Raw genomic sequence first — 25,453 nt, 5'->3', positions numbered from 1 at the left:
GCCGACAGGGCGTCAGTCGGCGATGGCGACGAGGTGCCCGACGGTGTCCCGGTCGGCGGCCGCGCGCAGGATCTCCGTGGCCACGTCGGCGCGGGCCACCCGGAGCCCGCCGGCGAGGTGGCGGTCGAGGGCGCGCCGGTAGCGGCCGGTGCGGGGGCCGTCCGTGAGCCGTGGCGGGCGCACGATCGTCCAGTCCAGCCCGCTCGCGCGGACGATCTCCTCCATCCGCGTCAGGTCGGCGTAGTGGTCGCGCAGCACCCACTGCAGGACCGGCTTGACCAGCCGGCGCAGGAGCGGGCCGTCGCCCTCGCCGGGAAGCCCGGCCGCGCTCACCACGAGGAGCCGGCGGACCCCGGTGCGGCGCATCGCCGCGATCGCCGCGCCCACCCCGTCGGTGCACACGCTCGTCGGCCCGCGCCCCCGCGTGCCCAGCGCCGACACCACGACGTCGGCCCCGCGGACCGCGTCCTCGATCACCCCGTGCTCGTCGAAGCCGGCCCGCACCACCTCCACCCCGGGCGGCACCACCGAGCCCGCGCGGGCCACGGCCACCACCTCGTCACCCTCGGCGAGGGCCTGCGCCACGACCTCCCGCCCGGTCCCTCCCGACGCCCCGAACACCACGATCCGCACGGCCCCTCCTTGGTTAGTGAGCACTCACCAACCTAGGATGACGGGGTGCCCCGCACCCGGTCAAGCACCTCGACGCGCGAGCGCATCCTCGACGCGGCACTCGCCGTCATGCGCTCGCACGGCGTCGCCCGCGCCACGACGAAGGAGATCGCGCGTGAGGCGGGCTACTCCGAGGCCGCGCTCTACAAGCACTTCGACGACAAGACGGCGCTCTTCGTCGCCGTCCTCGTCGAACGGGTGCCCTCGAGGCTGGGCGAGGTCCTCGACGGCCTGCCCGACCGCGTCGGCACCGGCGACCTCGAGGAGGTCCTCGCCGAGGTGGCCCTCGAGGCGCTGGCGTTCTACGGCGAGACCTTCCCGATCGCGGCCTCGGTGTTCTCCGAGCCTGCGGTGCTCGCCGCCCACCGGGCCGCGCTCGACCGCCTGGGCACCGGTCCGCACGTCACGTTCGACGCCCTCGCGGACTACCTGGCGCGCGAGGCGCGGGCCGGGCGGATCGACCCCGACGCCGACCCCCGGGCAACGGCCCTGCTGCTGCTCGGCGCGTGCCAGGCCTCGGCGTTCCTGACGGCCTTCCGCGGCACCGAGCCCTCCCCGGACGCCGCCGCCGAGGCCGCGGCGCTCGCCCGGGCCGCCGTCCGGGGGCTGCGGGCGCCGTAGACGTGTGCGCGTCCGGCCCGCCGGGCACTCCGTGACCTCAGAGGCCGGTCCGGCGCCGACTGTGCGCCCTCCGACGGGACCAATTCTCCGCACCGCCCACCGCAGCTGCGATCTTCTCGCGATGTGGTGTCCGCATCTGCGGAGAGAGCCTCCGACCTGCGGAGACGCCGACCACTCGCGGTCGTCGACGCGGTTAGGGTGGGAAGTGATGAGCGTTCTCGACCTCGGTGTGCCGGCCGTCCCCGGGTCCGCCACCGCCACCACGGACACCTCAGGGCGGCCTGACGACGCGCGTCTGGTCGACTCCTGGGGCCGGGTGGCCACCGATCTGCGGGTGTCGCTGACCGACCGCTGCAACCTGCGCTGCACCTACTGCATGCCCGCCGAGGGCCTGGAGTGGATGCCGAGCGAGGAGGCGCTCACCGACGACGAGGTCGTGCGCCTCGTGCGTGTCGCCGTCGAGCGCCTCGGCGTGCAGGAGATCCGGTTCACCGGCGGTGAGCCCCTCCTGCGCAAGGGCCTGGAGGACATCGTCGCGGCCACCGCCGCGCTGACGCCGCGGCCCGAGATGTCGGTGACCACCAACGCGCTCGGCCTCACGCGCCGCGCGGCCGGTCTCGCGGCCGCCGGGCTGGACCGGGTCAACGCCTCGCTGGACACGCTGCGCCGCGACCGCTTCGCCGAGATCACCCGGCGCGACCGGCTCGACGACGTCCTCGCCGGACTGCGGGCCGCCCGCGAGCACGGCCTCGACCCCATCAAGATCAATACGGTGCTCATGCCCGGCCTCAACGACGACGAGGCGCCCGACCTGCTGGCCTGGGCGCTCGAGGAGGGCTACGAGCTGCGCATCATCGAGCAGATGCCCCTCGACGCCGGGCACTCGTGGCAGCGCGACCGCATGATCACCGCCGAGCAGATCCTCGCCTCGCTGCGCACACGGTTCACGCTCTCCGACGACCCGGCCGAGCGCGGCGGCGCCCCCGCCGAGCGCTTCCTCGTCGACGGGTGGACCGGGCACGACGGCACCCCGGCCAAGGTCGGTGTGATCGCCTCGGTCACGCGGCCGTTCTGCGGCAACTGCGACCGCACGCGGCTCACCGCCGACGGCCAGGTGCGCAACTGCCTGTTCTCGCAGACCGAGAACGACCTGCGACGGTTCCTGCGCGGCGGCGGCTCCGACGAGGAGATCGCCGACGCGTGGCGCGTGGCCATGTGGGGCAAGAAGCCCGGCCACGGCATCGACGAGCCCGGGTTCCTGCAGCCCGACCGGCCCATGAGTGCGATCGGAGGATGATGACCGCTCCCACCGCTCCCACCACCGCCACGACGGCCCCGCCCGTGAGCGTCACCGTGCGCTACTTCGCCGGGGCCAAGGCCGCCGCCGGCACGCGCAGCGAGGACGTCACGGTCCCCGGCGGCGCCAGCGTCGACGACCTGATCACGGCGCTGGCCGCCGACCACGGCGACGCCCTCGCGCGCGTGCTCGCCGCCGCGAGCTTCCTGCTCGACGAGGTGGCCGTGCGCGACCGCGCCCTGATCCTCGCCGAGGGCGCGGTCGTCGACGTCCTCCCGCCCTTCGCCGGCGGCTGAGCGCCACGCCGCGGCTCACGTCGGTGTTCTCCAGGACATGAGCATCGTCCACGACACCCCCCTCGGGCCGCTGCACCTCGACGCCTCGCCGCGCGGGCTGACGCTGCTCGGGTTCTCCCCCGCGGCGTCCGACGCGCCGCGTGACGCCGCCGCCGAGCAGGTCCTGGACCTCGCCCGCCGCGAGATCGACGCCTACTTCGCGGGCACGCTGCGGGAGTTCACCGTCCCCGTCGACCTCGAGGCCCACCCCGCGTGGGACCGGCGGGTGCTCGACGGCCTGGGCTCGGTCGGCTACGGCGAGACCGTGAGCTACGGCAAGCTCGCCGCGGCGGTGGGCCTCGAGCCCGTCGACGCCCGGCGGGTGGGCGGGGCGATGGCCCGCAACCCCGTCGCGATCGTCGTGCCGTGTCACCGCGTGGTCGGCGCCGACGGCAGCCTGACCGGCTATGCGGGCGGGCTGGAGCGCAAGCGCATCCTGCTCGACCTCGAGGGCCGCGACCAGCTGCTGTTCTGATCCCCGACAGGACGACGCGGGTCAGTAGCCGCGACGGAGGCCGGCGAGCTCCTCGAGCACCAGGCAGACGTCGTCGACGTCCTCGACCTCGTAGGGCGCCTCGGCGGCGACACCGATCACCACGTCACCGGGACCCGGCTCGCCGCCCGGGACCAGCCCGACGGCGACGACGGCCGTCGCCCCGACCTCGTCGCGCAGCGCCGCGACGTCCTCGGGAGCGACGACGCGGGCGCCGCCCTTGGCGCCGGACAGGAACATCAGCTCGGCGACCTCGTCGGCCGGCCGGTGCGACACCACGGCGACGGTGGTGTCGCCCAGCGCCATGAGCACGTTGAGCGCCTCGGAGGACTGCTGCTCGGCGCGCGCCTCCGCGGGGTCGCCGTCCTCCGCGGCCAGCGCGCCGTCGAAGACGCAGGCCACGAGCAGGGTCGGCGTCTCCGCCACCCGGCCGAGAGCACTCCAGAGGGCGTCGTCCGCCGCCACGGCCACCTCCTCGGGCGAGGCCGTGATCAGCCTGGCATGACGTTGACGGCGTGGTCCAGCGCCGCCCAGAGGTACTGCGTGGCGTAGGCCCGGTACGGGCGCCAGGCCTCGGCGCGGGCGACGAGGTCGCGGTCCTTCGTCGGCAGCCCGAGGCGTTCCGCGGCGACGCGGATGCCGAGGTCGGTGGGCAGGAACGCGTCCGTGTCGCCGAGGGCGCGCATCGCCACGGAGTCGACGGTCCACGGCCCGATCCCCGGCAGCGCGCCGAGCGCGGCGCGGGAACCGGGCACGTCGGCCGGGTCGAGGACGACGTCGCCGTCGGCGAGGGCGGCCACGAGCGTCAGCAGCGTCCGCCGTCGCGTCCGCGGCATCGCCAGCTCCTCGGGGTCGACGGCCGTGAGGGCGGGCGACGACGGGAAGAGGTGGGTGAGCGTGCTCCCGGGACCCGCGAAGCCCTCGGGCAGCGGCGTCCCGTACCCGCGCACGAGACGGCCGGCGTGGGTGCGGGCGGCGGCGGTGGACACCTGCTGGCCGAGGACCGCGCGCACCGCGAACTCCTCGGGGTCGGGCGCGCCGGGCACCCGCCGGCCCGGCGCGGCGTCGACCAGCGGGGCCAGCACGGGGTCGGCGCGCAGGGCGTCGTCGACGGCCACCGGGTCGGCGTCGAGGTCGAGGAGGCGCCGGGCGATCCGCTCGGCCGCGTCGGCGTCGGCGCGGTCGGTGAGGGTCAGGGTGGCGTCGATGCCGTCGTCGCCGGGCCGTAGCGCCACCACCCCCGGCCCGCCGGGCAGCGCGAGCGTGCGGCGGTAGGCGCCGTCGTGCCACTCCTCGACGCCGGGCACGGCCGTCGCGGCCAAGTGTCCGAACAGGTTGTCCGGACACAGCGGCGCGGTGAAGCCGAGCGTCCGCTGCACCTCCACATCAGACACCGCTGCATCGTGTCCGATCGGTCCAAGCCCCGCGCCGCGGGCGATCCCTACGGTGTCGTCCATGCCTCCGCGTCTCGCCGTCGTCGAGCTCGTCGTCTCCGACATGGCCGCCTCGCTCGCCTTCTACCGCCGCCTCGGCCTCGACGCGCCGCCCGAGGCCGACGCCGCGCCCCACGTCGAGGTCGAGCTCGCCGGCGGGCTGCGCTTCGCGTTCGACACCGTCGACACCGTCCGGTCCTTCGACCCGTCCTGGACGGAGCCGACCGGCGGACCGCGGCGCTCCGTGGCGTTCGCGTGCGACTCCCCCGCCGAGGTCGACGCGCTCTACGCCGAGCTCGTCGGGGCCGGCCACCACGGCGCGCTCGAGCCGTGGGATGCGTTCTGGGGCATGCGCTACGCCGTCGTCGACGACCCCGACGGGGCGCCGGTGGACCTCTTCGCCGCGCTACCGCAGTAGGAGCTCCGTCGGCGTGGTGTCGGCGAGGGTGCGGACCTCCCGCGCGAGGTGCGGCTGGTCGGCGAAGCCCTCGACCGCGGCCACCTCGGCCCACGGCGTGCCCGCACGGGCCCGGGCCAGCGCGCGCTGCAGGCGCAGGATGCGCCCGAGGTGCTGGGGGCCGTAGCCGAACACCGGCAGGCAGCGCCGGTGCAGCGTGCGGGTGGTGGTGCCCAGCGCGTCCGCGAGCCCGGCGACGTCGGCGCCCCGCGCCAGGGCGGTGAAGACGCGGGCGCCGAAGGGGTCGTCGCTCGCCGGGACGGCACCGGCGAGGTCCCGGAACGCCCGCACCGGGTCCTCGGCCGCGCGCTCGGCGAGCTCACGGGCGGCGGCGTCGGACCACACCACGTCGAGGGGCGCGGTGGTGTCGCGCAGCTCGTCGGCGCGCACACCCAGGCTCGTCGGACCGCGCCCGTGGGAGAAGCGCAGGCCGACGTGGCGGGCGCCGCCGCCGTCGTGGTGGCGGGCGCCGGCGTCGGGGCCGGCGACGACCAGCGCGCGGCCGTTCCAGATCAGGTCGAGGCAGCCGTCGGGCAGGATCGTCGTCGCGCCGCCGTCGCTCGCCCAGAGCACCATCCCGGGCCCGACCGGCCGCTCGCGGTAGCCCTCCACGGGTCCATGGTGCCCCTCAGCCGACGAGGTCGCGATACGCGCGCCAGGACCCGGCGGGGGTCTCGACGGAGCGCGCGGCCAGGACGGCGTGGACGACGGCGCGCGTGACGCACCCGGCGCCCGCGATGAGGATCTCCTGGAGTCCGGCGAGGTCCGGGGCGGGGCGCGCCGTGGTGGAGAGCCCGAAGATCGTGTCGCCGTCGGTCATCCCGTGGACGGGGTGCACGGCCCGCGCGAGGCCGTCGTGGCCGACGGCGGCGAGCTTGGCGCACTGCGCGACGCTCAGCCCGGCGTCGGTGGCGATGACGCCGATGGTGGTGTTGAGCGTCGGCGGGGCCGCGGCCGCGCGCAGGGCGGCCAGCAGCGCGGTCCGGTCGGCGGGCAGGGTCGGCGGCTCGGCGTCGCCGGGCAGCAGGTGGCGGACGCCCCACAGCTCGCCGGTCGACGGGTCCACCGCGGACCCGGCGGCGTTCGCGACCACGAGGGCCGCGACCGTCGTGCCGTCGGGGAGCACGGTCGACGCGGAGCCGATGCCGCCCTTGAGCCCGCCGATGAGCGTGCCGCGACCGGCGCCGACGGCACCCTGGGCCGGCGGGGCGTCCGAGCACGCGCCGAGGGCCTGCGCGCCGGTCTCCGCGGTCGGGCGGGCCGCGAACCGGCCTCCGCGACCGAGGTCGAACACCACAGCGGCAGGCACGACGGGCACCACCTCGCCGGGCCCGGGCCCCACCGGAAGCCGCGTCCGGCCGCCCCGAGCGCGTCGGCCACCCCGGAGGCGGCGGCGAGCCCGTACGCGCTCCCGCCGGTGAGCACCACGGCGTGGACGCGCTCGACGAGCGTGCGCGGGTCGAGCGCGTCGGTCTCGCGGGTGCCCGGGCCACCGCCGCGCACGTCGACACCCGCGACCGCGCCCTCCGGGCCGGGCAGCACGACCGTCGTCCCCGACAGCGCGCCCTCGCCCTCGAGGTCCGCGTGCCCGACCTGCAGACCCGCGACGTCGACGAGCGTGTTCGTGACCATGGCGGCGAGCCTCGCAGAGCGCGCCACCCCGAACGCGCGAAGGGCACCTTCGGCCGCGTAGAGCGGCCGAAGGTGCCCTTCGCGCAGGGGGAGAACGCCTACGAGCGCCCGCGGACCACCAGGATGATCGCGATGATCGCGGCGAGCACGCCCGCGCCGACGCCCACGGGGACGAGCCGCTTGAGCACGGCGTCCCGCGAGCTGTCGAGCAGGTCGATCGCCTCGACCTGCTGGCGACGCGGCTGGCTCGGCTGCGCGGCGGCCTGACCGGAGCCGCTCGCGGCCCCGCCGACCGACGCACCGGGCTTGGCGCCCGAGTCGCCCTTGGCGGCCTCGGCCACCGTGGTCGGCATCGCGGCCGCGGCGGGCGCCCCCGAACCGGAGGAGACCGGGGCGGGCGCCGGCGGGCCGGTGACCGGCGCGGCGTCGCCCGAGGCCACGGCCTCCGGCGCGGGGCCGGTGCCGTTGCCGCCGGTGGACCCGGTGTCGGTGCCGGTCACCGTGGCGGCCGCGGGGCCGCCGGACGTGCTGCTGCCGAACTCGTCGGCGAGGCAGGACGCGAACTGCCCGAGGATCTTGTCGCCGACGTCGGCCATGACGCCGCGCCCGAACTGGGCCGGCTTGCCCGTCACCTGCATCTCGGTGAGGACGTTGACCTTGGTCTTGCCGCCGTCGTCGGTCATCGTCAGCGTGGCCTTGGCCGACGCGGTGCCGTTGCCGCGCGAGTCGCGGCCCTGGGCGTCGACGACGACCTTGTGGTTGGTCTTGTCACGCTCGACGAACGTGCCCTTGCCCTTGTAGGTCATCGAGATCGGGCCGAGCTTCACCTTCACCGTGCCGGTGAAGTCGTCGCCGTCGCGCGAGTCGAGGGTGGCGCCCGGGAAGCACGGAGTGACCTTCTCCGGGTCGTTCAGGGCGTCGAACACGGTGTCGATGTCCACCGGGACGGTGAACTCGTTCTCCAGCTTCACTCGGTACCTCCTGTGCGATCACGACGGCGGCCCGCCCCCGCTGCTGCGGGGGCGGGCCGGGACGTCGCGACGATCGGATCGTCGGACGGGTGGGACCGCGGAGGACTCAGCCCGCGGCGGCGAGGACGGCCCGACCCGTGAGCACCCTGGCGAGGTGCTCGCGGTAGTCGGTACCGGCGTCCGCGTCCGCGGTGGGGCTGGTGCCCTCGGCGGCCGCCTGGGCGGCCTTGCGCACATTGTCCTCGGTGGCGCTCTGACCGACCAGTGCCGACTCGACGGCCGTGGCGCGCACCGGGGTGCCCGCCATGTTGGTCAGCCCGATACGGGCATCGGAGATCGTGCCCCCGTCGACCTTGATCGTCGCGGCCACGGCCACGATCGACCAGGCCTGGGCGACCCGGTTGAACTTCTCGTACCGCGCTCCCCATCCCGTGTACTTCGGGAAACGGATCTCGGTGAGGAGCTCGCCCTCGCCGATCGCGGTGGCGAAGTAGTCCTCGAAGAAGTCCGCCGCCGCCACGGTGCGGGTGCCGTCGGCCCCCGCGATGACGAACTTCGCCTCGAGGGCCAGCGCCGGCGCGGCGAGGTCGCCGGCCGGGTCGGCGTGGGCGAGGGCCCCGCCGAGGGTGCCGCGGTGGCGCACCTGCGGGTCGGCCACCGTCTTCGTCGCCTCCTGGATGAGGGCGACGTGCTGGCGCAGGATGTCGTCACGGGTGACGTCGTGGTGCGACGTCATGGCTCCCACGACGACCTCGTTGCCGTCCTCGCGGACGCCCCGCAGCTCCGGGATGCCCCCGAGGTCGATGATCAGCGACGGGTCGGCCATGCGCAGCCGCAGCACCGGTAGCAGGCTCTGGCCGCCGGCGAGGAGCTTGGCGTCGTCGCCGCCGTCGCGCAGGGCCTGCAGCGCCTCCTCGACCGTGGTGGGCCGGACGTAGTCGAACTGGGCCGGGATCACAGGTTGCCTCCCTCGGGCATGTCACGGGCGGTGGAGCCGAGACCGGCACCCGGCGAGGCGACGTTCGCCTCGTCGGCGCGACCGGAGGTCCCCGAGGCGTTCTGGATGGCGCTCCAGACGCGGTAGGGGGTGGTCGGCATGTCGATGTCCTTGACGCCGAGGTGCCGGATCGCGTCGAGCACCGAGTTCACGACCGCCGGGGTGGAGGCGATCGTGCCCGCCTCGCCGACGCCCTTGACCCCGAGCGGGTTGGTGGTCGACGCGGTGGTGGTGTTCGCGGTGTCGAAGCTGATCAGGTCCGCCGCGCTCGGCAGCGTGTAGTCGACCAGCGTGCCCGAGAGCAGCGTGCCCTGGTCGTCGTACGCGGCCTCCTCGTAGAGGGCCTGGGCGATGCCCTGCGCCAGGCCACCGTGGACCTGCCCCTCGACGATCAGCGGGTTGATCACGTTGCCGACGTCGTCGACGCAGACGTACTTGTACATCGAGACGAACCCGGTCTCGGTGTCGACCTCGACGGCGCAGAGGTGCGTGCCGTGCGGGAACGAGAAGTTCTCCGGGTCGAACGTCGCGTGGGCGTCGATGTCGGGCTCGATGCCCTCCGGGTAGTCGTGGGCGGCGAACACCGCGAGCGCGATGTCCTGGATGCCCACACCCTTGTCGGTGCCCTTGACCGAGAACTTGCCGGCCGAGAACTCGAGGTCGCCCTCGGACGCCTCGAGCATGTGCGCGGCGATCGGCTTGGCCTTCTCGATGACCTTCTCGGCCGCCTTGACGACGGCGATGCCGCCGACCGCGAGCGAGCGCGAGCCGTAGGTGTCGAGACCCCGGTAGGACGACTGGGTGTCGCCGTGGAGGATCTCGACGTCGTCGAAGCCGACGCCGAGCTGGTCGGCGACGATCTGCGAGAACGCGGTCTCGTGGCCCTGGCCGTGCGGGCTGACGCCGACGACGACCTCGACCTTGCCCGTGGGCAGCATCCGGATGGCCGCGGTCTCCCAGCCACCGGCGCCGTAGTCGAGCGAGCCGAGGACGCGCGAGGGCGCGAGGCCGCACATCTCGGTGAACGTCGAGATGCCGATGCCGAGCTGCTTGACGTCGCCCCGCTTGCGGCGCTCCGCCTGCTCCTTGCGCAGACCGTCGTAGTCGAACATCTGCATGGCCTGGTCGGTCGCGGCCTCGTAGTTACCCGTGTCGTAGGTCAGCGTGCTGACCGTCGTGAACGGGAACTCGTCGTGCTTGATCCAGTTCTTCTTCCGGAACTCCATCGGCTCCATGCCGAGCTCCAGGGCGACCTCGTCCATCAGGCGCTCGATGCCGAAGGTGGCCTCCGGACGTCCGGCGCCGCGGTAGGCGTCGGTGAGCGTCTTGGTGGTGAAGACGTTGGTGCAGTCGAACCGGTAGGACGGGATCTTGTAGATCGCGTTGAACATGAACGCGCCGAGGATCGGCACGCCCGGTCCGACGAGGCCGAGGTAGGCGCCCATGTCGGCCAGGAGCTTCACGTCCAGGCCGGTGATCGTGCCGTCCTTGGTGACCGACATCGTCAGGTCCTGGATCTGGTCACGGCCGTGGTGGGCCGTGAGCAGGGACTCCGAGCGGGTCTCGGTCCACTTGACCGGCTTGCCCAGCTTCTGGGCCACCAGCAGGGTGACGACCTCCTCGGGGGCCACGGCGATCTTGCCGCCGAAGCCGCCGCCGACGTCCGGCGCGATGACGCGGATCTTGTGCTCGGGCAGGCCGAGGGTCAGCGCGAGCATCGTCTTGAGGATGTGCGGCACCTGGGTCGAGGACCACATGACGAGCTGCTCGCCCGTGGGGTCGACGACCGTGGAGCGGGGCTCCATGAACACCGGCACGAGGCGCTGCTGGCGGAAGCGGCGACGGACCACGATCTGGTCGTCGTCCGACTCCGCCTTGCTGATGGCCTCCGTCGCGTTGCCGCCGGAGCCCGCCTCGCCCGAGTCGAACACCCACTGGGCGTTCGAGTTCGTGCCCAGCTCCGGGTGCACGAGGGTGGCGCCGTCCTTCAGCGCCTCCTCCATGTCCAGGACCGGCTCGAGCTCGTCGTAGTCGACCTCGACCAGCTCGGCGGCGTCCTTGGCGATCGCCGCGCTGCGCGCCACGACCACGGCGACACCCTCACCGGCGAAGTTCACCCGGGTGCCGGCCAGCGCGGGACGCTGGGGCGAGCGCATGTCCTTCGTGACCGGCCACGCGCAGGGGAGCTGCACCTGGTCGGCGCCGATGTCGGCGGCCGTGTAGACGCCGACGATGCCCGGCAGCTGCTTGGCCGCCGAGGTGTCGATGCCCTTGATCGTCGCGTGCGCGAACGGGCTGCGGACCATCGCGATGTGCAGCAGGCCGGTGAGGGCCTTGTTGTCGGTCCACTGGGTCCGCCCGGTGATGAGCCGGCGGTCCTCCTTGCGGCGGCGGTCGCGCCCGATCTCCTTGACCGGTGCGTCCGCCGGGTTCTCGGTGGTGGTCATCAGGCGCCCCCGCCGGCCACGGTCTGCTTGGCGCCGGCCTCGGCGGTCGGGGCGGCCCCCGGCTTCATCTTCGTGGCGGCGTCCTGGACGGCGCGCACGATGTTCTGGTAGCCGGTGCAACGGCAGAGGTTGCCCTCGATGCCCTCGCGGACCTCGTGCTCGGTGGGGTCGGGGTTGTCACCGAGCAGGTCGATCGACTGCATGATCATGCCGGGCGTGCAGTAACCGCACTGCAGTGCGTGGTTGTCGTGGAAGGCCTGCTGCACGGGGTGCAGCTGGCCGTCCCGCTCGAGGCCCTCGATCGTGAGCACCTCGGCACCGTTGGCCTGGACGGCCAGCACCGAGCAGGACTTCACGCTCATCCCGTCGAGGTGAACGGTGCACGCCCCGCAGTTGCTCGTGTCGCAGCCGATCACCGTGCCCGTCTTGCCGAGCCGTTCACGCAGGTACTGGACGAGCAACATGCGCGGCTCGACGTCGTCCTCGTAGACGAGGCCGTCGACGGTGGTCCGGATGCGTGCCATGGACCTCACTCCTCACTCGGTCGAACGACGTGGCACCGGAGCCCGGACGTCGAGACCGAGGACGTGGTGGTGGTGTGAACGACGCCCGCCGACTTCGCGCGCGCCTGTGCCCCCATCTCCGGCGTGGTGGCGGACACATCACACCGCCGACCACCGGGCGGCGCAACATCCACTCAGGGGGCGGGTCGCCTACCCGAATGCCCAGGTCGGAGTGGTTACTGACCTGTACACCGCACACGCGGGTCAAGGCTTCCGGAACATCCGCGTCTGCGGCTCGACACACGCCAGGGGCAGGCGAATTCCTGCGGAAAAGAACACTCCGGGCGGTAGGGGAACCGTCCATTGGGAGGGGTTTGCACCTCACCCAGAACGCACACGGCGGCACGGGGCGTGTGCGGTGCGTGGGGGGCTCGGTGGCACGGGGCCGTGCAAGCCCTGCGTCCTCGCTTGCACTCAACGCCAGGATCGCCACATCGTCGCGGCGACGACACGCCGGCGCGGTGTTCAGCCGGGTCGGCGGGCGAGGCGCTCGCGGGCCCAGTGGTGGTAAGCGGACGGCAGCTCCGGCACCTCGAGCAGGCGGGCCGCGCGGTCGCGCTCGTGGTGGACGATCACGAACACCTCGGCCGCGGTCACGCCGTGCGCGGGCCGGTCGACGACGTCGATGGGGTCGCCGGCCGCGAGCGTCCCCGTCGTCGCGACGCGGAGATAGACGCCCGGTCGGACCGCGGCGGTGAAGCGGCGCGGCATGGACCGGTCCCCGGCGCGCAGGCCGAGCTTGAAGCACGGGGTGCGCGGCTGGACGACGACGAGCTCGGCGGTCCCGATCCGCCAGCGCTCGCCGACGACGGCGTCGCGCAGGTCGTAGCCGGCGGTCGTGAGGTTCTGCCCGAAGACCTGGTCGTCGAGCGCGCCGAGCTCGTCGCGCCACCAGGCGAGGTCCTCCTCGCCGTAGGCGTAGACGGACTTCTCCGGCCCGCCGTGGCTGACGCGGTCGGCCTGCTCGTCGCCCGTGAGGTTCTCGGGGCCGACCTCGACCGGCCCGTCGACCGGCTCCTTCCAGATGGCGGTGCTCGTCGTCTCGCCGTCGCGGGGTCCCGGGACCTCGCGCGGGCGGCCGACGGCGACGGTGCGGACGATCGGGGTCATCGGTCGGGGCCCTTCCCGCTGAGGTCCGGACGCAGAGGCGCGGCCGTCCGGTGCCGCCACGCGCCCCACCACAGCCCCGCCCCGTAGGCCAGGTCGTCCAGCCGGTGGGCGACGACGTGGCCGACGACGTCGCCCACTCCGTCGCCGGGCGAGCGGAACCGGGCCCAGTCGGCGACGCCCTCGACGACGCCGGCGACGAGCAGCGCCCGGCGGACCCGACGGGACACGACCGCGCCCGCCACCGCCGCCGGCCACCAGTGCCGCGTGAGGGCCCCGGCCGCCTGCCACGCCGCGCCGCCCAGGCCCCAGGGCGCGAGCACCGCGGCGAGGGTGACGGCGCGCCGGGTGCCGCCCCGGCCCGGCCGTGCGAGCCCCCGCGCCAGGCGGGCGGTTGCCAGGAGCGTCACGGCGCCGGCGGCGGCGGTGCTCCACCGGCGCTGGACACCGAGCAGGGTCATGGCTGCCGCGGTCCACGGGGCGAGGGCGACCGGCGGCACGCGGCGCGGGTGGCGGAGGGCCAGCAGGGCGGCGCCGGTGCCGTAGAAGGCCTTGCGCTCGAGCCACGCGCCGACGGCGTCGCGGTGCTCGTGCGCCACGCAGGACGACGGTTCGTAGCGCAGGCGCCAGCCCGCGGCGGCGAGGCGCCAGACGAGGTCGACGTCCTCGGCGACGGGCATGTCCTCGGCGAACCCGGCGCCCAGCGCCTCGCGGCGGACGAGCAGCGCGGCGCTCGGGACGTAGGCGACGCGGGAGCGGGCGGTGACCGGGGCGGCGCGGGGGCCGAGGTCCAGGCTCGAGCGTCGCTCCTCGTAGCGGGCCACGGTCCGGCGCGCGATCGACGATGTGGCTTTCCTGGCGTTGAGTGCCAGCGAGGACGCAGGGCTTGCATCGCCGAGTGCTTCCCAGGCGACGATGCGCGGGGCCGCGAGGACGACGGCGGGGTCGGCGAGGTGACCCAGGAGCGGCGCGAGCCAGCCGGGCTCGGGGACGACGTCGGAGTCGAGGTACGCGACGAGCTCGCCGGTCGCGGCGGCGGCCCCGGTGTTGCGGGCGGCGGCGGGGCCGCGGGAGGCCGGGTGGCGGACCACCCGCGCGCCGTGGGCGGCGGCCACGCGGGCCGTGGCGTCCGGGTCCGTCGAGCCGTCGTCGACGACGACCACCTCGGCGATCCCCGGCGCGGTCGCCCCGAGCGCACCGAGCAGCCGGTCGAGCTCGCCGGGACGGTCGCGCACGGGCACGACGACCGAGACCGCGGCGGGCGACGGGGCGTCCGGGTGGCCGGGCTCGGGGTGGGCGACGCCCGCGTCGGTGAGCAGGCGCGCCAGCGCCGCGGACGTCGCGTCGGTGACCGTGAGGCGCGCGTCCGGCGCGATCCCGTCCGGGCCGGCGAGGCGCCCGTACGCCGCGGGCGAGAGGTGCAGCACGCGCGGCGGCGAGCCCCCGATGAGCGTGCGGCCGCCGTCGGCGCGCCAGACGCGTCGGTCGAGCACGACCGTCCAGCCGAGCGGGGGACGGGTCGGCGTGGCGGGGGCCGCGGGGCTGACGGTGGAGGTGCTGATGGCGGGCGAGTCTAGGCAGCCACGAGGTGCGTCGTCAGCGACCGAGGACACGCAGGACGTCGTCGTCGGTCAGCTGCCCGAAGTCGTCGTAGACGTCACCGACCGCCCGGAAGTCCGGCGGGACGAGCACGGCGACGACGGTGCCGCCCCAGTCGTCGGCCAGGCGCTCGAGCGCCGGCGGCGCCGCGACCGGCACGCCGAGCACCAGGCTCGACGGGTTCCCGGCGGCCAGCGCGCCGAGCGCCGCCCGTGCCGTCATCCCCGTCGCCACGCCGTCGTCGACGAGGACGACGTCCCGGCCCGCTACGCGCCCGCGCCACCCCGACCCGTAGGCCTCCTCGCGGCGCGCGGCCTCGGTGCGCTCGGCGGCGACGAGGTCGTCCAGCGCGCCCGGGGTCAGGCCGGCGTTCTGCAGCGCGAGGTCGAACCACACCGGCTCGCCGTCCACGGCCACCGCGCCGAGCCCGGCCTCCGGGCGCTCCAGTGCGGTGATCTTGCGGGCGACGCCGACGTCGACCTCCGCCCCTTCCCCCAGCGCCTCGGCCGCCGCCGCGGCGACGGGTACCCCGCCGCGGGCGAGGCCCACGAGCAGGGGGCGGTCGAGGTCCAGCTCGACCAGCGCCCGGCCGAGCGCTCGACCGGCGTCCGTGCGATCGGCGAAGGCGGCCACCGGCCGAAGTCTAGGTACCCCCGAACATCGGACGTCGTGACCCTGGCCGAGCGCGCGCGGCTCAGGTCAGGCGTCCCGTGGCGTCGTCCACGGCCCACCGCTCGACGGCCGTGACGAGCGCGGCGACGATCACCGAGACCGTCTCGGCGCCCTCGCCGGCCGTCGCACCGGTCGGGTCGCCGAGCACGCCCGACGGGCTCACGTCGCGCACCGAGCCGGCGCTGATCGCGGGCATGAGCTCGCGCAGCGGGCGGTGTTGCCGGGGGCGGCGAGGTCCGGGCGCACGGTGTCGGGGGCCAGCGCGAGCATCACGCCGGTCTCGTGGTGCCCGGCGTGCGCGTCGGCGCCCGGCACGCCGCACGGGAACCACGCGACGTCGCGACCTTCGGAGCGCAGCAGGGCGACCGCGGCGCGCAGGGCGCCGACGTTGCCGCCGTGCCCGTTGACGAGCACCAGCCGGCGGGCGAAGCGGCACGCCGAACGCCCGAGCTCGACGATCACCGCCGCGAGGGTCTCGGTGCCGATCGACACCGTGCCGGGGAAGCTCTCGTGCTCCCCGGACGCGCCGTAGGGCAGGGCCGGGGCCACGGGGTGACCACTGCGCGCCGCGACCGTCGCCGCGATCGCGGTGTCGGTGCCGAGGGGCAGGTGCGGGCCGTGCTGCTCGGTCGCCCCGACCGGGACGAGCAGCACCGGCACGTCCTCGCACTCCGGCCAGCGGGCCCCGGCGATCTCCACGCGCCGACCCTATGTGAGTGAAGTTCCCGGCTATAGCCGCGAACTTCGCTCACGGATGCCCTCGCCCGCGGCGGTGCCCTCGCGGATGGCGGCGCCGAGGTCGCGGGGGGCGAGGCAGTCGCCGACGCGGACGACGGGGACGCCCAGCTCCGGCACCACCGGCGTCGGCGGGCCCGCGTGCACGACCCAGTCGGCGGGCCAGGGCGTCACCTCGCCCGTGAGGTGGTCGAGCACGTCGAGGACCGGGCCGGGACGGCCGCCCAGCACCACGCGATCCGTGTGCTCCACGATCCCGAGATCGGCGGCCCGACGACGCCAGCGCTCGCGGTCCAGGGTCGGCGCGAGGGCGCCGGCCGCGACGAGGGCGGAGGTCAGCGTGGTCACGGTCGCGCCGCGGCGGGCGAGCAGCTCGGCGGTCGACGTCGCCGCGTGCGAGCGCCCGGCGTCGACGACGAGCACGTGCCCGCTCGGGGTGGCCCGCCCGGCGAGGACCTCGGTGACGTCGACGACGCGGTCGAGCCCGGACGCCCAGGCGGGCAGGGAGGGGCGGGCACCGGTCGCGACGACGACGAGGTCGGCGTCGTCGGTGTTCTCCGCAGCCCCGATCGAGGTCCGCAGCCGCACCTCCACCCCCAGCTCGCGGGCCTCGAACGCCAGGTCGGACACGACGTTGACGAGCTCGCCCCGCTCGGGCGCCCGGGCGGCGAGCGCGAGCTGGCCACCGAGGGCGTCGCCCCGCTCGGCCAGCGTCACCGCGCGCCCGCACCGCGCCGCCGCGACCGCCGCCGCCAGCCCCGCGGGCCCGCCGCCGACCACCAGGACGCGAGCGAACGGGGAGTTCGCGCGCCTAGAAGCAGCGAGCGGCGCGTTCGCTGCTTCAAAGCCGGCCGAAGGGTTCACCGCGCACCCCAGGCGCTGGTCGAGGCCGACGCGGGCGATGCACTCCTGGTTGCAGCCGATGCAGCGCCGCACGCGCGCCCCGCGCAGCGCCTTCGCCGCGAAGGACGGGTCGGCGATCTGGCCGCGGACGACGCCGACGAGGTCGCACGACCCCGAGCGCACCGCGTCGAGGGCCTGCGCGGGCGTCGTGAACCGACCCACCCCGATCACCGGCACCGACACCGCGGCGCGCACCGCCGACGGCACGTGCGCCGCGTACCCCGCGGGCACGCCCATCGGCGGCTCGATCAGCGGCAGCGTCCGGGTGGCGACGCCGACCGCGGTGTTGACGTAGTCGACGTACGGCTCGACGGCGACGGCCAGCCGGACGGCGTCCTCGGCGGTCGAGCCGCCCGGGATCCCCTCGTCGCCCTGCAGGCGCACGCCCAGCACCCGGTCGGGCCCGATCGCCTCGCGCACGGCCGCCAGCACCGCGAGCAGGAACGGCCGCGCCCGCGCCGGGGCCAGCTGCCGGATCAACGACGCCTGCGAGCACTGCACCTCGACCCCGTCGAGCCCGCCCGCCGCGACGTGGCCTGCGACGACGCCGAACCCCGCGACGAGCCGCCCCAGCCCGTCCTCGGAGAGCGCGCGCGGGACCTCCCGGAACATCGGGTCGGCCTCGTCGTCGGCGCCGTCCACCGGGGCGCGGGAGTACAGCGACGACGACTGCCCGCCGTTGTGCCCGACCTGCGCGAGCACCAGCGCGCCGTGCGCGTGCACCGCGTAGGCGATCGCCCGGTAGCCCGGGACGACCGCGGGGTCGGTGCCGTCGACGAGCTTCTCGTAGGGCCGGTCGGCGGGGTCGACCGACTGTTCCTCGGTGATGATCAGCCCGGCACCCCCGGCGGCGCGCGCCCCGTAGTACGCGGCGTGCTGGGCGGTGGGGAGGCGCGCCACGCCGGCGTTGGTCAGGTGCGCCGGGAACACGATGCGATTGCGCGCCACGAGGGGTCCGAGGCGCACGGGGTCGCCCAGGACGCTCACGACAGCAATTCCTGCGCGGCGGCCCGGCCCTCGCGCACGGCCTCGGCGACGGTGCGCGGGGCGACGGCGTCGCCGACGACGTACAGGTCCGCCCGCGGCGCCGGGCCCGCCGGCGCACGCCGCGGGCCGGCGTCGACGAGCACCGCCGCGGGCAGCGACGTCGTGGCCCCCGTGACGACGTCGGCCACCGTCGCCGAGCCGGACGACCAGCCGACCACCCGCGCCTCGGTGACCCGCCGGACGCCGGCGCGGGCGAGGCGGACCTGCGCGTCGACGAGATCGCCGGTGCGCGCCAGCCCGGGGCCGACGAGCACGCCGGGCGCGACGATCGCGACCTCGCGGCCCTCACCGGCCAGGCGTTCGGCCAGCGCCACCGCGGCGCCGTCGCCGAGGGGTCGTCGAGCACGACGGGGCCGGGCGGCAGGCCGTCGCGCAGCGCGGCGGCGATCGGCGTCCCGCGCCCCGGGCGGTCCACCCCGCCCGTGGCCACCAGCACGCGCCCGGTCGACGGGACATCCACCGGGGTCCCCAGCGACACGTCCACCCCCAGCGCCGCCAGCTCGTCGAGGTACCACGCGACGAGCCGCGCGAGCGCTCCCGGCCCGGCAGCCCGGCCACCCACCGCAGCAGGCCACCGGCCGCGTCGGCCCGCTCGACCACCCGCACCGGGCACCCGGCCCGCGCGAGCGTCCGCGCCCCTCGAGCCCCGCCGGACCGGCGCCGACGACGAGCACCGGGTCGGCACGACGGGGGACGACCCGCTCGGGCACCTCCGGCGCCGCCACCGTGCACGACACCCGCGGGTTGCGGACGTCGCGCGCCCGGCACTCCTGGTTGGTCAGCACGCACGGCCGGGAGGTGTCGCCTGCGCGGACGAGGGCGACGAGGTCGGCGTCGGCGAGCTGGGCGCGGGTCATCTCGACGACGTCGGCGTCACCCGAGGCCAGCGCGGACTCGGCGACGGAGGCGTCCACCACGCTCCCCGCCAGCACCATCGCCACGCCCGGCACCCGCAGCTCGGCCAGGAGCGGGCGCAGGAAGCCCGTCGGCGTGTGCGCGTCGGGCCGCGTCGCGCCGACCGACAGCGCCGAGCCCCGCACCGGGACGACGAGGTCGACGAGGCCCGCCACCCGCTCCAGCACCGCCCGGGCCGCGACCGGCGTGACGCCCGCCCACGGCGCGAGCTCGTCGACGGCCAGGCGCAGTCCGACCAGCGCGTCGGCGCCGACGGCGGCGCGCACCGCGCCGAGCACCTCGGCCAGCAGCAGCCCCGGTCCGCGCCGTACGCGTCGTCGCGCTGGTTGGTCAGCCCGGACAGGAACTGCCGCAGCAGCGCGTGCTGACCCGCCTGGACCTCGACGCCGTCGCACCCCGCCTCCACGGCCGCTGCGGCCGCGCGGGCGAAGCCCGACACCACCGCCGCGATCCCGTCCGCGTCCAGCACCGCCGGCACCTCGCCCGACGCCGGGTCGGGCACCGCCGACGGCGCGCGCAGCGGCCCGCGGGTGTACGCCGACGAGCCCTGACCGCCCGCGTGCCCGAGCCCGGCGAGCACCAGCGTCCCGTAGGGACGGCAGGCGTCGGCGATCGCGGCCCAGCCCTGCGCGCAGTCGGCGGCGAGCGGCGCGTACTCGTAGGGGTGGTCGTCGGCCACCACGGACGCCACCTCGGTGACCACCACCCCGGCGCCCCCGGCGGCGCGCGCCCGGTAGTGCCCGACGTGATCGGCGCCGAGCGCCCGCGGACGCCGCGGGTCGGCGAGGTTCGTGACGTGCGGCCCGAAGAGCACGCGGCTGCCCGCCGTCCGCACGCCGAGCACGACCGGATCGCCGAGCACGGGCGTGACGGTAGCCGCTCTCCACAGGACCCGAACGTCGCGACGACTAGGTTGTCCTCCCGTGGCGACCGACGACCCGACGCCCGTGATGCGGGCCGGCGACGCGGACCGCGAGGTCGTCGCCGAGATCCTGCGCACCGCGCTCGGCGAGGGCCGGCTCGATCTCCACGAGGTCGACGAGCGCCTCGCCCGCACCTACGCCGCCCGGACCTACGCCGAGCTCGAACCGATCGTCGCGGACCTCCCCGGGGCGACGCTGCCCTGGCGCGCCGCGCCCGCGACCGCTCCGGCGACGAGGGACGAGCGCCCGCTCACCGTGAGCGCGAGCTGGTCGAGCGAGAAGCGCACCGGCGAGTGGCGCGTGCCGGCGCGCATCGTCGCGGAGCCCGCCATGTCCGACGTGAAGCTCGACTTCCGCGAGGCCACGGTCACGGGCACCCGGATCGACCTCGAGGTCCGTGGCGGCATGGGCAGCGTCGTGCTCGTCCTGCCCGACGGCTGGTCGGTCGACACCGAGGACCTGAAGGCGACCTGGGGCACGGTCAAGAACCGCCACCGCGCCCCGGCGGGCCCCGGGCGGCCCACGATCCACGTGACGGGCTCGATCGGCATGGGCACCTTCAAGACCCGCGGGGCGCTCTTCTACGAATGACCCCGTCGTGGTGCGGATGTCACGGTTCGTCCGTCTTGTCGCCACGCTCCGTGACCACGTGACCCGACTGTGACGAGTCCGACGGACCGTGCCGGTCGCGTTTCGCGACCGGGGCCGTCGAGGTACTGACACGCCCAGCCCGGCCCACCACGCCGGGTCCCGACGAGCGATGACGCCGTCGACGACGTCCCCGCGGTGCCGATCCACCTCACCGAGCGCTGCCCGGGGGACGCCGACGGGGAGAGGCAGCCGATGACGGGAGCCGTCACCGAGGACGCGACCCGGCCACTGCCACGGCAGCCGGGCCCGGACCCGGCGACGGGGCCCTCACGCCTGCCGGAGGCCCGGCTCGAGCACGTCTTCGAGCGCACCGCCGACGAGACGCCGGACGCGACGGCGCTGGAGCACGAGGGGCGGGCGACCAGCTACGCCGACCTCGACGCCCGCGCCAACCAGCTCTGCGCACGTGCTCGCCGACCGCGGCGTGCGGCCCGGGGCCCGGTGGCGCTGTTCCTCGAGCGGTCGCCGGAGACCTACGTCGCCCTGCTCGGCGTGCTCAAGGCCGGCGCGGCCTTCGTGCCCGTCGACCCCGAGTCGCCCGCCGACCGCCTGGCCTACGTCGCCGACGACGCCGGCGTCGACCTGCTGCTGACCTCCACCGCGCTCGCCGACACCGTCGCGCCGCTGGGCCGCGCCTGGCTCGCCGTCGACGGCGAGGCCGCCACCCTCGACGCCGCCCCCACGCACCGGCCCGCCGACCGCGTACCGGAGAACGGCGACGACTCCCACGACCCCACCGCGTACGTCATCTACACGTCCGGCTCGAGCGGGCGCCCCAAGGGCGTCGAGGTCGCGCAGTCGAGCATCACGAACTTCGTCGCGGTGGTGCCGACCGTCTACGACGTGCGCCCCACCGACCGCGTCCACCAGGGCATGACGATCTCCTTCGACTTCTCGATCGAGGAGATCTGGCCGACGTGGGCGGTCGGCGCGACGCTCGTCGTCGGGCCGAACGACGAGCGGCGCCTCGGCGCGGACCTCGCCGACCACCTCGACCGGAGCCGCGTCAGCGTCCTGTACTGCGTGCCGACGCTGCTCGCCACCGTCCCCCGCGACCTGCCCGGGCTGCGCACCGTCCTCGTCGGCGGCGAGGCCTGCCCGGCCGAGCTGGTCGAGCGCTGGAGCGCCCCGGGACGGCGCCTGCTCAACACCTACGGGCCCACCGAGGCGACGGTGACGGCGACCTGGTGCGAGCTCGTGCCCGACCGCCCGGTCACCATCGGCCGGCCGCTGCCCACCTACGGCGTCGAGCTGCTCGAGGCCGAGGACCCGACGCCGCGCCTCGTGGGCACGGGCGAGGTCGGCGAGATCGCCCTGGCCGGCCCCGGCGTCGCCCGCGGGTACGTGGGCCTGCCGGAGAAGACCGCCGCGGTGTTCGTCACCCACCCGGACACCGGCGACCCCCTCTACCGCACCGGCGACCTCGGCCGGTGGACCGCCGACGGCGAGATCGAGTACCTGGGCCGCGCGGACGCCGAGGTGAAGGTCCGCGGCCACCGCGTCGACCTCGGCGAGATCGAGAGCGTGCTGCTCACCGATCCGGAGGTCGGCAGCGCCGTGGTCGCGCTCGACCCCGGTGGCGGCGGTGACGCCGGCTCCGGGGATCTCGCCGCCTACGTCGTCGGGGAGATCGCCGACGCCGAGGCGCTCACGTCCCGGCTGGTCACGGCGCTGCGCGAGCGCCTGCCCGCCTACATGATCCCGGCGACCCTCGACGTCCTGGACGAGCTGCCGACGCAGGTCAGCGGCAAGGTCGACCGCGCGCAGCTGCCCGCACCCGTTGGCCGCCGGCTGGTCGCCGCCACCGGCCCGGTCGTGGCGCCGGAGGGCGAGCTCGAGGAGCAGGTCGCCGCCGTGTGGGCCGAGGCGTTCGGGCTGGACCCCGCCGAGCTCTCGGTCGAGGCCGACTTCTTCGACGGGCTCGGCGGCCACTCCCTGCTCGCCGCCACCACCGTGACCCTGCTGCGGGAGCGCGGCGTCGGGGGCAGCCCGGCCGTCCGGGACCTCTACGCGCACCCCTCCGTGCGGGCGCTCGCGACCCACCTCGCCGACGCCGGGTCCGCCACGGCGACCTCCGCGGCACCCCGTCCCGGACCGGTCCGGTCCTCGACGCGACGGGTCGCGGCGGCCGGGACGGTCCAGGCGGTGGTGCTCTACCTGTTCCTGCTCGCCGTGACGATGCCGGTGAGCTGGGTCTACACGGCCAACGACGGCACGGTGTCGACCGAGGTGCTCGCCCAGGTGCTCGCCGCGGGCGCGGTGGCCTGGCTCGGCGTGCGGTGGCTGCTGCCGGTGCTGCTCGCCCGGCCGCTGGCCGCCGGGATCCGCCCGGGCCGGTACCGGCTGTGGGGCCCGACGTTCCTCCGGCTCTGGACGCTGGACCTCGTGCTGCGGCTCGCGCCGCTGCCGGTGCTCGTCGGGTCACCGCTGCTCGCCCCCTACCTGCGCCTGCTCGGCGCCCGGGTCGGACGGCGGACCCACGTCGCCACGACCGACCTCACGCTGCCCCGGATGCTCCATCTCGACGACGACGCCACCGTGGGCTACGGCGCGGCCCTGCACCCGTGGTCGGTCGAGGACGGCCAGGTCGTCGTCGGACCCGTCCGGCTCGAGCGCCGCGCCGTGGCCGGCGCCAACACCGTGCTCGCGCCGGGCAGCGGGATCGGCCCGGCCGGGATGCTCGCCGAGCAGTCGGCGCTGGGCCGTGACGAGGTGGTCCCCGCCGGACGCACCTGGGCGGGCTCGCCCCCGCAGGAGCACGAGCTCCAGGACGCGGCGCTGGTCGCCATGCGCGACGCCGGCCCGCTGCCGGGCTGGCGGGCACGGCACCTGGCCGCCGCACTGGCCGGTCTCCTCGGTCTCGAGGCGCTGGCGATCGCGATGGTCGTGCCCTCGGTGATGCTCGTGTGGTCGGCGCTGCTCGGCTTCGGGGTCCTCGCCGGCTTCGCGGCCACGCTGCTGTCCGGGCCCGTGTTCGTCCTGACGGTCTGCGTGGTGGTGGCGCTCGGGCGCCGCGTCGTCCTGGCGCGCACGCCCGTCGGCATCCACCCGGTGCGCTCCGCGCTGGGGCTGCGCAAGTGGATCGCCGACGCGCTGCTCGCGCAGAGCCTGACGTTCACGAACTCGCTCTACGCCACCCTCTACACCGTCCCCTGGCTGCGGGTGCTCGGTGCGCGGGTCGGGCGCGGCGCGGAGGTCTCCACCGCGGCGCACCTCGATCCCGACCTGCTGACCCTCGGCGAGGGGAGCTTCGTCGCCGACATGGCCAGCGTCGGCGCCGCCACCTACGCCGACGGCCGGATGCTGCTGCGCCCCACGTCCGTCGGCGACCGTGCCTTCGTCGGCAACGCCGCGCTCGTCCCCTCGGGCACCGGCACCGGCCACGGCTCCCTGGTCGGCGTCCACACGGTGCCGCCGCCCGCGGGCGTGCCCGACGACAGCTCGTGGCTCGGCTCCCCCGCCATGCACCTGCCGCAGCGCCAGGACTCCGGGGACCACGACGAGCAGGAGACGTTCCACCCCAGCCGCCGACGGGTGCGGGAGCGCCTGGCCGTCGAGTTCGTCCGTGCCACGCTCCCCGCCTCGCTGCTCGGTGTCGGGCTCTACCTCTACCTGCTCGCGCTCTCGGCGCTGGCCCGTGGCCGCGACCTGCTGCCGACCGCGCTCGGCGCCCCGCTGATCGCCGCGGCCGCGAGCGTCGCGGTCGTCGCCTACGTCGTCGCGGTGAAGCGCCACGTCGTCGGCACCTACCGGCCGCGCGTCGCGCCGCTGTGGGACCCGTTCGTCCGCCGCACCGAGTTCGTCACCGGGCTCTACGAGGCGGCCGCCGTCCCGACGCTGCTCGGCCTTCTCGTCGGCACCCCGTTCCTGCCGGTGGCCCTGCGCCGCTTCGGGGCGCGCATCGGGCGGCGCACCTACCTCGCCACCACCTACCTCACCGAGTTCGACCTCGTCGAGATCGGCGACGACGCCGCGGCCGGACCGGGGGTGTCCCTGCAGACGCACCTGTTCGAGGACCGCGTGATGAAGATGTCGACGGTCCGCGTCGGCGACGGCGCGACCGTCGGGGCGCGCAGCATCGTGCTCTACGACGCCGGCGTCGGCCGCGACGTCGACCTCGACGGCCTGACCCTGCTGATGAAGGGCGAGGAGCTGGGCGACGGCACCCGCTGGCGCGGCATCCCCGCCCGTGGGGTGGCCGAGCCCGAACCCGAGACCCTCGAACTGCCGGTCGTCGGCGACAGGAGCGGCGGCCGGATCGGGGAGGCCGCGTGACGGCCCTGGTGTACCGCGGCCCCGCGAGCGTCCCCGGCTGTCCCGAGGCCGTCGCGTCCCTGCTGGCGGAGCCGCGGTGGGGCCTCGACGTGCGGTTCGTCGGCCCGCAGGAGGACCTGCCGCTGACCGAGCAGACCCTCGCCGGGGCCGAGCTCTACGCCCAGCCCGGCGGCGGGACGCTGCGCCGGGGCTGGCGCCGGATGCGGCGCCACCGCCGCGCCGTGCGGAGCTACGTGCACGGCGGCGGGCGCTACCTCGGTTTCTGTCTCGGCGCCTACCTCGCCGGCGAGTCCCCCGGGTTCGGGCTGCTGCCCGGCGACACCGACCAGTACGTCGACGGCGACGACGCCGTGCTCGAGACCGAGGACGACGCGCTGGTCGACGTGGACTGGCGCGGGCACCGGCACACGGTGTTCGCCCAGGACCCGGCGACGTTCGTCCTCGACGAGCGCGCCGACGCCGGCGTGGAGATCCTCGCCCGCTATCCCGACGGACCGCCGGCGGCCCTCGTCGCCCTGCACGGCCACGGCCGCGTCGGGGTGGTGGGACCGCACCCCGAGGCCACGCCCGACTGGTTCACCGACGCCGGGCTGCCGGTCCGCGACGCCCGTGAGCTCGCCCGCGACCTCGTCGACCGCACCCTGGAGCGTGGCCGCCCGTGAAGCTCGCCCTCCTCTCCCTCCTCTCCCTGCTCACCGCCCTCGCCGC

Annotated in this window: 24 protein-coding genes and 2 pseudogenes; 8 read left to right on the top strand and 18 right to left on the bottom strand. The window is 75.7% G+C overall.

From position 1 onward, the window contains the following. Positions 1-12: 12 nt before the first annotated feature. Positions 13-633, bottom strand: a complete 621-nt coding sequence (locus tag ACQPYN_RS05605) for an NAD(P)-dependent oxidoreductase (protein WP_433034452.1) — start codon at positions 631-633, stop codon at positions 13-15. Between the two features lie 45 nt (positions 634-678). On the opposite strand from ACQPYN_RS05605, the gene ACQPYN_RS05600 reads away from it, so the two are divergent. The 4 genes from ACQPYN_RS05600 to ACQPYN_RS05585 all read left to right on the top strand — a co-directional run bounded on the left by ACQPYN_RS05600 (position 679) and on the right by ACQPYN_RS05585 (position 3,400). Continuing rightward, positions 679-1,293: a TetR/AcrR family transcriptional regulator gene (locus tag ACQPYN_RS05600; RefSeq protein ID WP_433034450.1), complete on the top strand. Its 615-nt coding sequence runs from the start codon at positions 679-681 to the stop codon at positions 1,291-1,293. A 208-nt stretch (positions 1,294-1,501) separates the two neighbouring features. Beyond that, positions 1,502-2,590 carry a GTP 3',8-cyclase MoaA gene (gene moaA / locus ACQPYN_RS05595; RefSeq protein WP_274192066.1) on the top strand — a complete coding sequence of 363 codons (1,089 nt, stop codon included), beginning with the start codon at positions 1,502-1,504 and terminating at the stop codon, positions 2,588-2,590. Further along, positions 2,590-2,886: a MoaD/ThiS family protein gene (locus ACQPYN_RS05590; protein WP_433038746.1), complete on the top strand. Its 297-nt coding sequence runs from the start codon at positions 2,590-2,592 to the stop codon at positions 2,884-2,886. Before moaA ends, ACQPYN_RS05590 begins: the two co-directional genes overlap by 1 nt. Before the next feature lie 37 nt (positions 2,887-2,923). Next, positions 2,924-3,400: a methylated-DNA--[protein]-cysteine S-methyltransferase gene (locus ACQPYN_RS05585; RefSeq protein WP_433034447.1), complete on the top strand. Its 477-nt coding sequence runs from the start codon at positions 2,924-2,926 to the stop codon at positions 3,398-3,400. Between the two features lie 21 nt (positions 3,401-3,421). Here ACQPYN_RS05585 and ACQPYN_RS05580 read toward each other — a convergent pair whose 3' ends face one another. After that, positions 3,422-3,883, bottom strand: coding sequence for a hypothetical protein (locus tag ACQPYN_RS05580; protein ID WP_433034445.1), 462 nt, complete (start codon positions 3,881-3,883; stop codon positions 3,422-3,424). A 26-nt stretch (positions 3,884-3,909) separates the two neighbouring features. Next, a complete protein-coding gene (locus tag ACQPYN_RS05575) occupies positions 3,910-4,812 on the bottom strand; it encodes a DNA-3-methyladenine glycosylase family protein (RefSeq protein ID WP_433034443.1) in 903 nt (300 codons plus the stop codon). A 61-nt stretch (positions 4,813-4,873) separates the two neighbouring features. On the opposite strand from ACQPYN_RS05575, the gene ACQPYN_RS05570 reads away from it, so the two are divergent. Beyond that, the gene (locus tag ACQPYN_RS05570) at positions 4,874-5,269 is read left to right on the top strand and encodes a VOC family protein (RefSeq protein WP_433034441.1); all 396 of its coding nucleotides are present in this window, start codon (positions 4,874-4,876) and stop codon (positions 5,267-5,269) included. Here ACQPYN_RS05570 and ACQPYN_RS05565 read toward each other — a convergent pair. The 15 genes and pseudogenes from ACQPYN_RS05565 to ACQPYN_RS05495 form a co-directional block, all read right to left on the bottom strand. Further along, a complete protein-coding gene (locus ACQPYN_RS05565) occupies positions 5,258-5,920 on the bottom strand; it encodes a helix-turn-helix domain-containing protein (RefSeq protein WP_433034439.1) in 663 nt (220 codons plus the stop codon). The genes ACQPYN_RS05570 and ACQPYN_RS05565 overlap by 12 nt on opposite strands. A gap of 16 nt (positions 5,921-5,936) precedes the next feature. Continuing rightward, complete coding sequence (locus tag ACQPYN_RS05560) at positions 5,937-6,617, bottom strand: P1 family peptidase (RefSeq protein ID WP_433034437.1); 681 nt, start codon at positions 6,615-6,617, stop codon at positions 5,937-5,939. Between the two features lie 116 nt (positions 6,618-6,733). Further along, positions 6,734-6,940 (bottom strand): annotated as a pseudogene (locus ACQPYN_RS05555) (P1 family peptidase); the annotation flags it as partial. 98 nt (positions 6,941-7,038) lie between these two features. Then, a complete protein-coding gene (locus tag ACQPYN_RS05550) occupies positions 7,039-7,911 on the bottom strand; it encodes an SRPBCC family protein (protein ID WP_328301897.1) in 873 nt (290 codons plus the stop codon). A 106-nt stretch (positions 7,912-8,017) separates the two neighbouring features. Further along, positions 8,018-8,869 carry an FAD binding domain-containing protein gene (locus ACQPYN_RS05545; RefSeq protein WP_433034435.1) on the bottom strand — a complete coding sequence of 284 codons (852 nt, stop codon included), beginning with the start codon at positions 8,867-8,869 and terminating at the stop codon, positions 8,018-8,020. Next, the gene (locus ACQPYN_RS05540; RefSeq protein WP_433034433.1) at positions 8,866-11,355 is read right to left on the bottom strand and encodes a xanthine dehydrogenase family protein molybdopterin-binding subunit; all 2,490 of its coding nucleotides are present in this window, start codon (positions 11,353-11,355) and stop codon (positions 8,866-8,868) included. Before ACQPYN_RS05540 ends, ACQPYN_RS05545 begins: the two co-directional genes overlap by 4 nt. Continuing rightward, positions 11,355-11,879, bottom strand: coding sequence for a (2Fe-2S)-binding protein (locus ACQPYN_RS05535; protein WP_274192056.1), 525 nt, complete (start codon positions 11,877-11,879; stop codon positions 11,355-11,357). Before ACQPYN_RS05535 ends, ACQPYN_RS05540 begins: the two co-directional genes overlap by 1 nt. A 504-nt stretch (positions 11,880-12,383) precedes the next feature. Continuing rightward, positions 12,384-13,028, bottom strand: coding sequence for an MOSC domain-containing protein (locus ACQPYN_RS05530; RefSeq protein ID WP_433034430.1), 645 nt, complete (start codon positions 13,026-13,028; stop codon positions 12,384-12,386). After that, positions 13,025-14,518, bottom strand: a complete 1,494-nt coding sequence (gene mftF, locus ACQPYN_RS05525; RefSeq protein ID WP_433034428.1) for a mycofactocin biosynthesis glycosyltransferase MftF — start codon at positions 14,516-14,518, stop codon at positions 13,025-13,027. Before mftF ends, ACQPYN_RS05530 begins: the two co-directional genes overlap by 4 nt. Positions 14,519-14,621: 103 nt before the next feature. Continuing rightward, positions 14,622-15,257: a phosphoribosyltransferase gene (locus tag ACQPYN_RS05520; RefSeq protein WP_433034426.1), complete on the bottom strand. Its 636-nt coding sequence runs from the start codon at positions 15,255-15,257 to the stop codon at positions 14,622-14,624. A 61-nt stretch (positions 15,258-15,318) separates the two neighbouring features. After that, the gene (locus ACQPYN_RS05515) at positions 15,319-15,459 is read right to left on the bottom strand and encodes a hypothetical protein (RefSeq protein WP_433034424.1); all 141 of its coding nucleotides are present in this window, start codon (positions 15,457-15,459) and stop codon (positions 15,319-15,321) included. Then, entirely contained in the window at positions 15,456-15,995 is a 540-nt protein-coding gene (gene mftE / locus ACQPYN_RS05510) for a mycofactocin biosynthesis peptidyl-dipeptidase MftE (protein WP_433034422.1), read from the bottom strand. The genes ACQPYN_RS05515 and mftE overlap by 4 nt, the downstream gene beginning before the upstream one ends. A 30-nt stretch (positions 15,996-16,025) precedes the next feature. After that, positions 16,026-17,921, bottom strand: a complete 1,896-nt coding sequence (locus ACQPYN_RS05505; protein ID WP_433034421.1) for an FAD-dependent oxidoreductase — start codon at positions 17,919-17,921, stop codon at positions 16,026-16,028. Beyond that, positions 17,918-19,162 carry a hypothetical protein gene (locus ACQPYN_RS05500; RefSeq protein WP_433034420.1) on the bottom strand — a complete coding sequence of 415 codons (1,245 nt, stop codon included), beginning with the start codon at positions 19,160-19,162 and terminating at the stop codon, positions 17,918-17,920. The genes ACQPYN_RS05505 and ACQPYN_RS05500 overlap by 4 nt, the downstream gene beginning before the upstream one ends. A 95-nt stretch (positions 19,163-19,257) precedes the next feature. Continuing rightward, positions 19,258-19,710: pseudogene (locus ACQPYN_RS05495) on the bottom strand (2,4-dienoyl-CoA reductase); the annotation flags it as partial. A 109-nt stretch (positions 19,711-19,819) separates the two neighbouring features. On the opposite strand from ACQPYN_RS05495, the gene ACQPYN_RS05490 reads away from it, so the two are divergent. The 3 genes from ACQPYN_RS05490 (at position 19,820) to ACQPYN_RS05480 (ending at position 25,407) form a co-directional block, all read left to right on the top strand. Continuing rightward, positions 19,820-20,410, top strand: a complete 591-nt coding sequence (locus tag ACQPYN_RS05490) for a DUF1707 SHOCT-like domain-containing protein (protein ID WP_433034419.1) — start codon at positions 19,820-19,822, stop codon at positions 20,408-20,410. A gap of 252 nt (positions 20,411-20,662) precedes the next feature. Beyond that, complete coding sequence (locus ACQPYN_RS05485; RefSeq protein WP_433034417.1) at positions 20,663-24,745, top strand: Pls/PosA family non-ribosomal peptide synthetase; 4,083 nt, start codon at positions 20,663-20,665, stop codon at positions 24,743-24,745. Beyond that, on the top strand, positions 24,742-25,407 hold the full coding sequence (locus ACQPYN_RS05480; RefSeq protein WP_433034415.1) for a BPL-N domain-containing protein: 666 nt from the start codon (positions 24,742-24,744) through the stop codon (positions 25,405-25,407). The genes ACQPYN_RS05485 and ACQPYN_RS05480 overlap by 4 nt, the downstream gene beginning before the upstream one ends. Positions 25,408-25,453: the final 46 nt, after the last annotated feature.

It is taken from the genome of Actinomycetospora sp. CA-053990 (assembly GCF_050948445.1).
GTDB lineage: Bacteria > Actinomycetota > Actinomycetes > Mycobacteriales > Pseudonocardiaceae > Actinomycetospora > Actinomycetospora callitridis.
Note: the sequence above shows the minus strand (reverse complement) of the source record. Positions and strands in the feature narration are given on the sequence as shown.

Bases quoted from the DNA above. Each gene is read 5' to 3' on its own strand.
- moaA (WP_274192066.1), top strand. From the start codon at position 1,502: ATGAGCGTTCTCGACCTCGGTGTGCCGGCCGTCCCCGGGTCCGCCACC.
- ACQPYN_RS05590 (WP_433038746.1), top strand. From the start codon at position 2,590: ATGACCGCTCCCACCGCTCCCACCACCGCCACGACGGCCCCGCCCGTG.
- ACQPYN_RS05585 (WP_433034447.1), top strand. From the start codon at position 2,924: ATGAGCATCGTCCACGACACCCCCCTCGGGCCGCTGCACCTCGACGCC.
- ACQPYN_RS05570 (WP_433034441.1), top strand. From the start codon at position 4,874: ATGCCTCCGCGTCTCGCCGTCGTCGAGCTCGTCGTCTCCGACATGGCC.
- ACQPYN_RS05540 (WP_433034433.1), bottom strand. From the start codon at position 11,355: ATGACCACCACCGAGAACCCGGCGGACGCACCGGTCAAGGAGATCGGG.
- ACQPYN_RS05535 (WP_274192056.1), bottom strand. From the start codon at position 11,879: ATGGCACGCATCCGGACCACCGTCGACGGCCTCGTCTACGAGGACGAC.
- ACQPYN_RS05530 (WP_433034430.1), bottom strand. From the start codon at position 13,028: ATGACCCCGATCGTCCGCACCGTCGCCGTCGGCCGCCCGCGCGAGGTC.
- ACQPYN_RS05485 (WP_433034417.1), top strand. From the start codon at position 20,663: ATGACGGGAGCCGTCACCGAGGACGCGACCCGGCCACTGCCACGGCAG.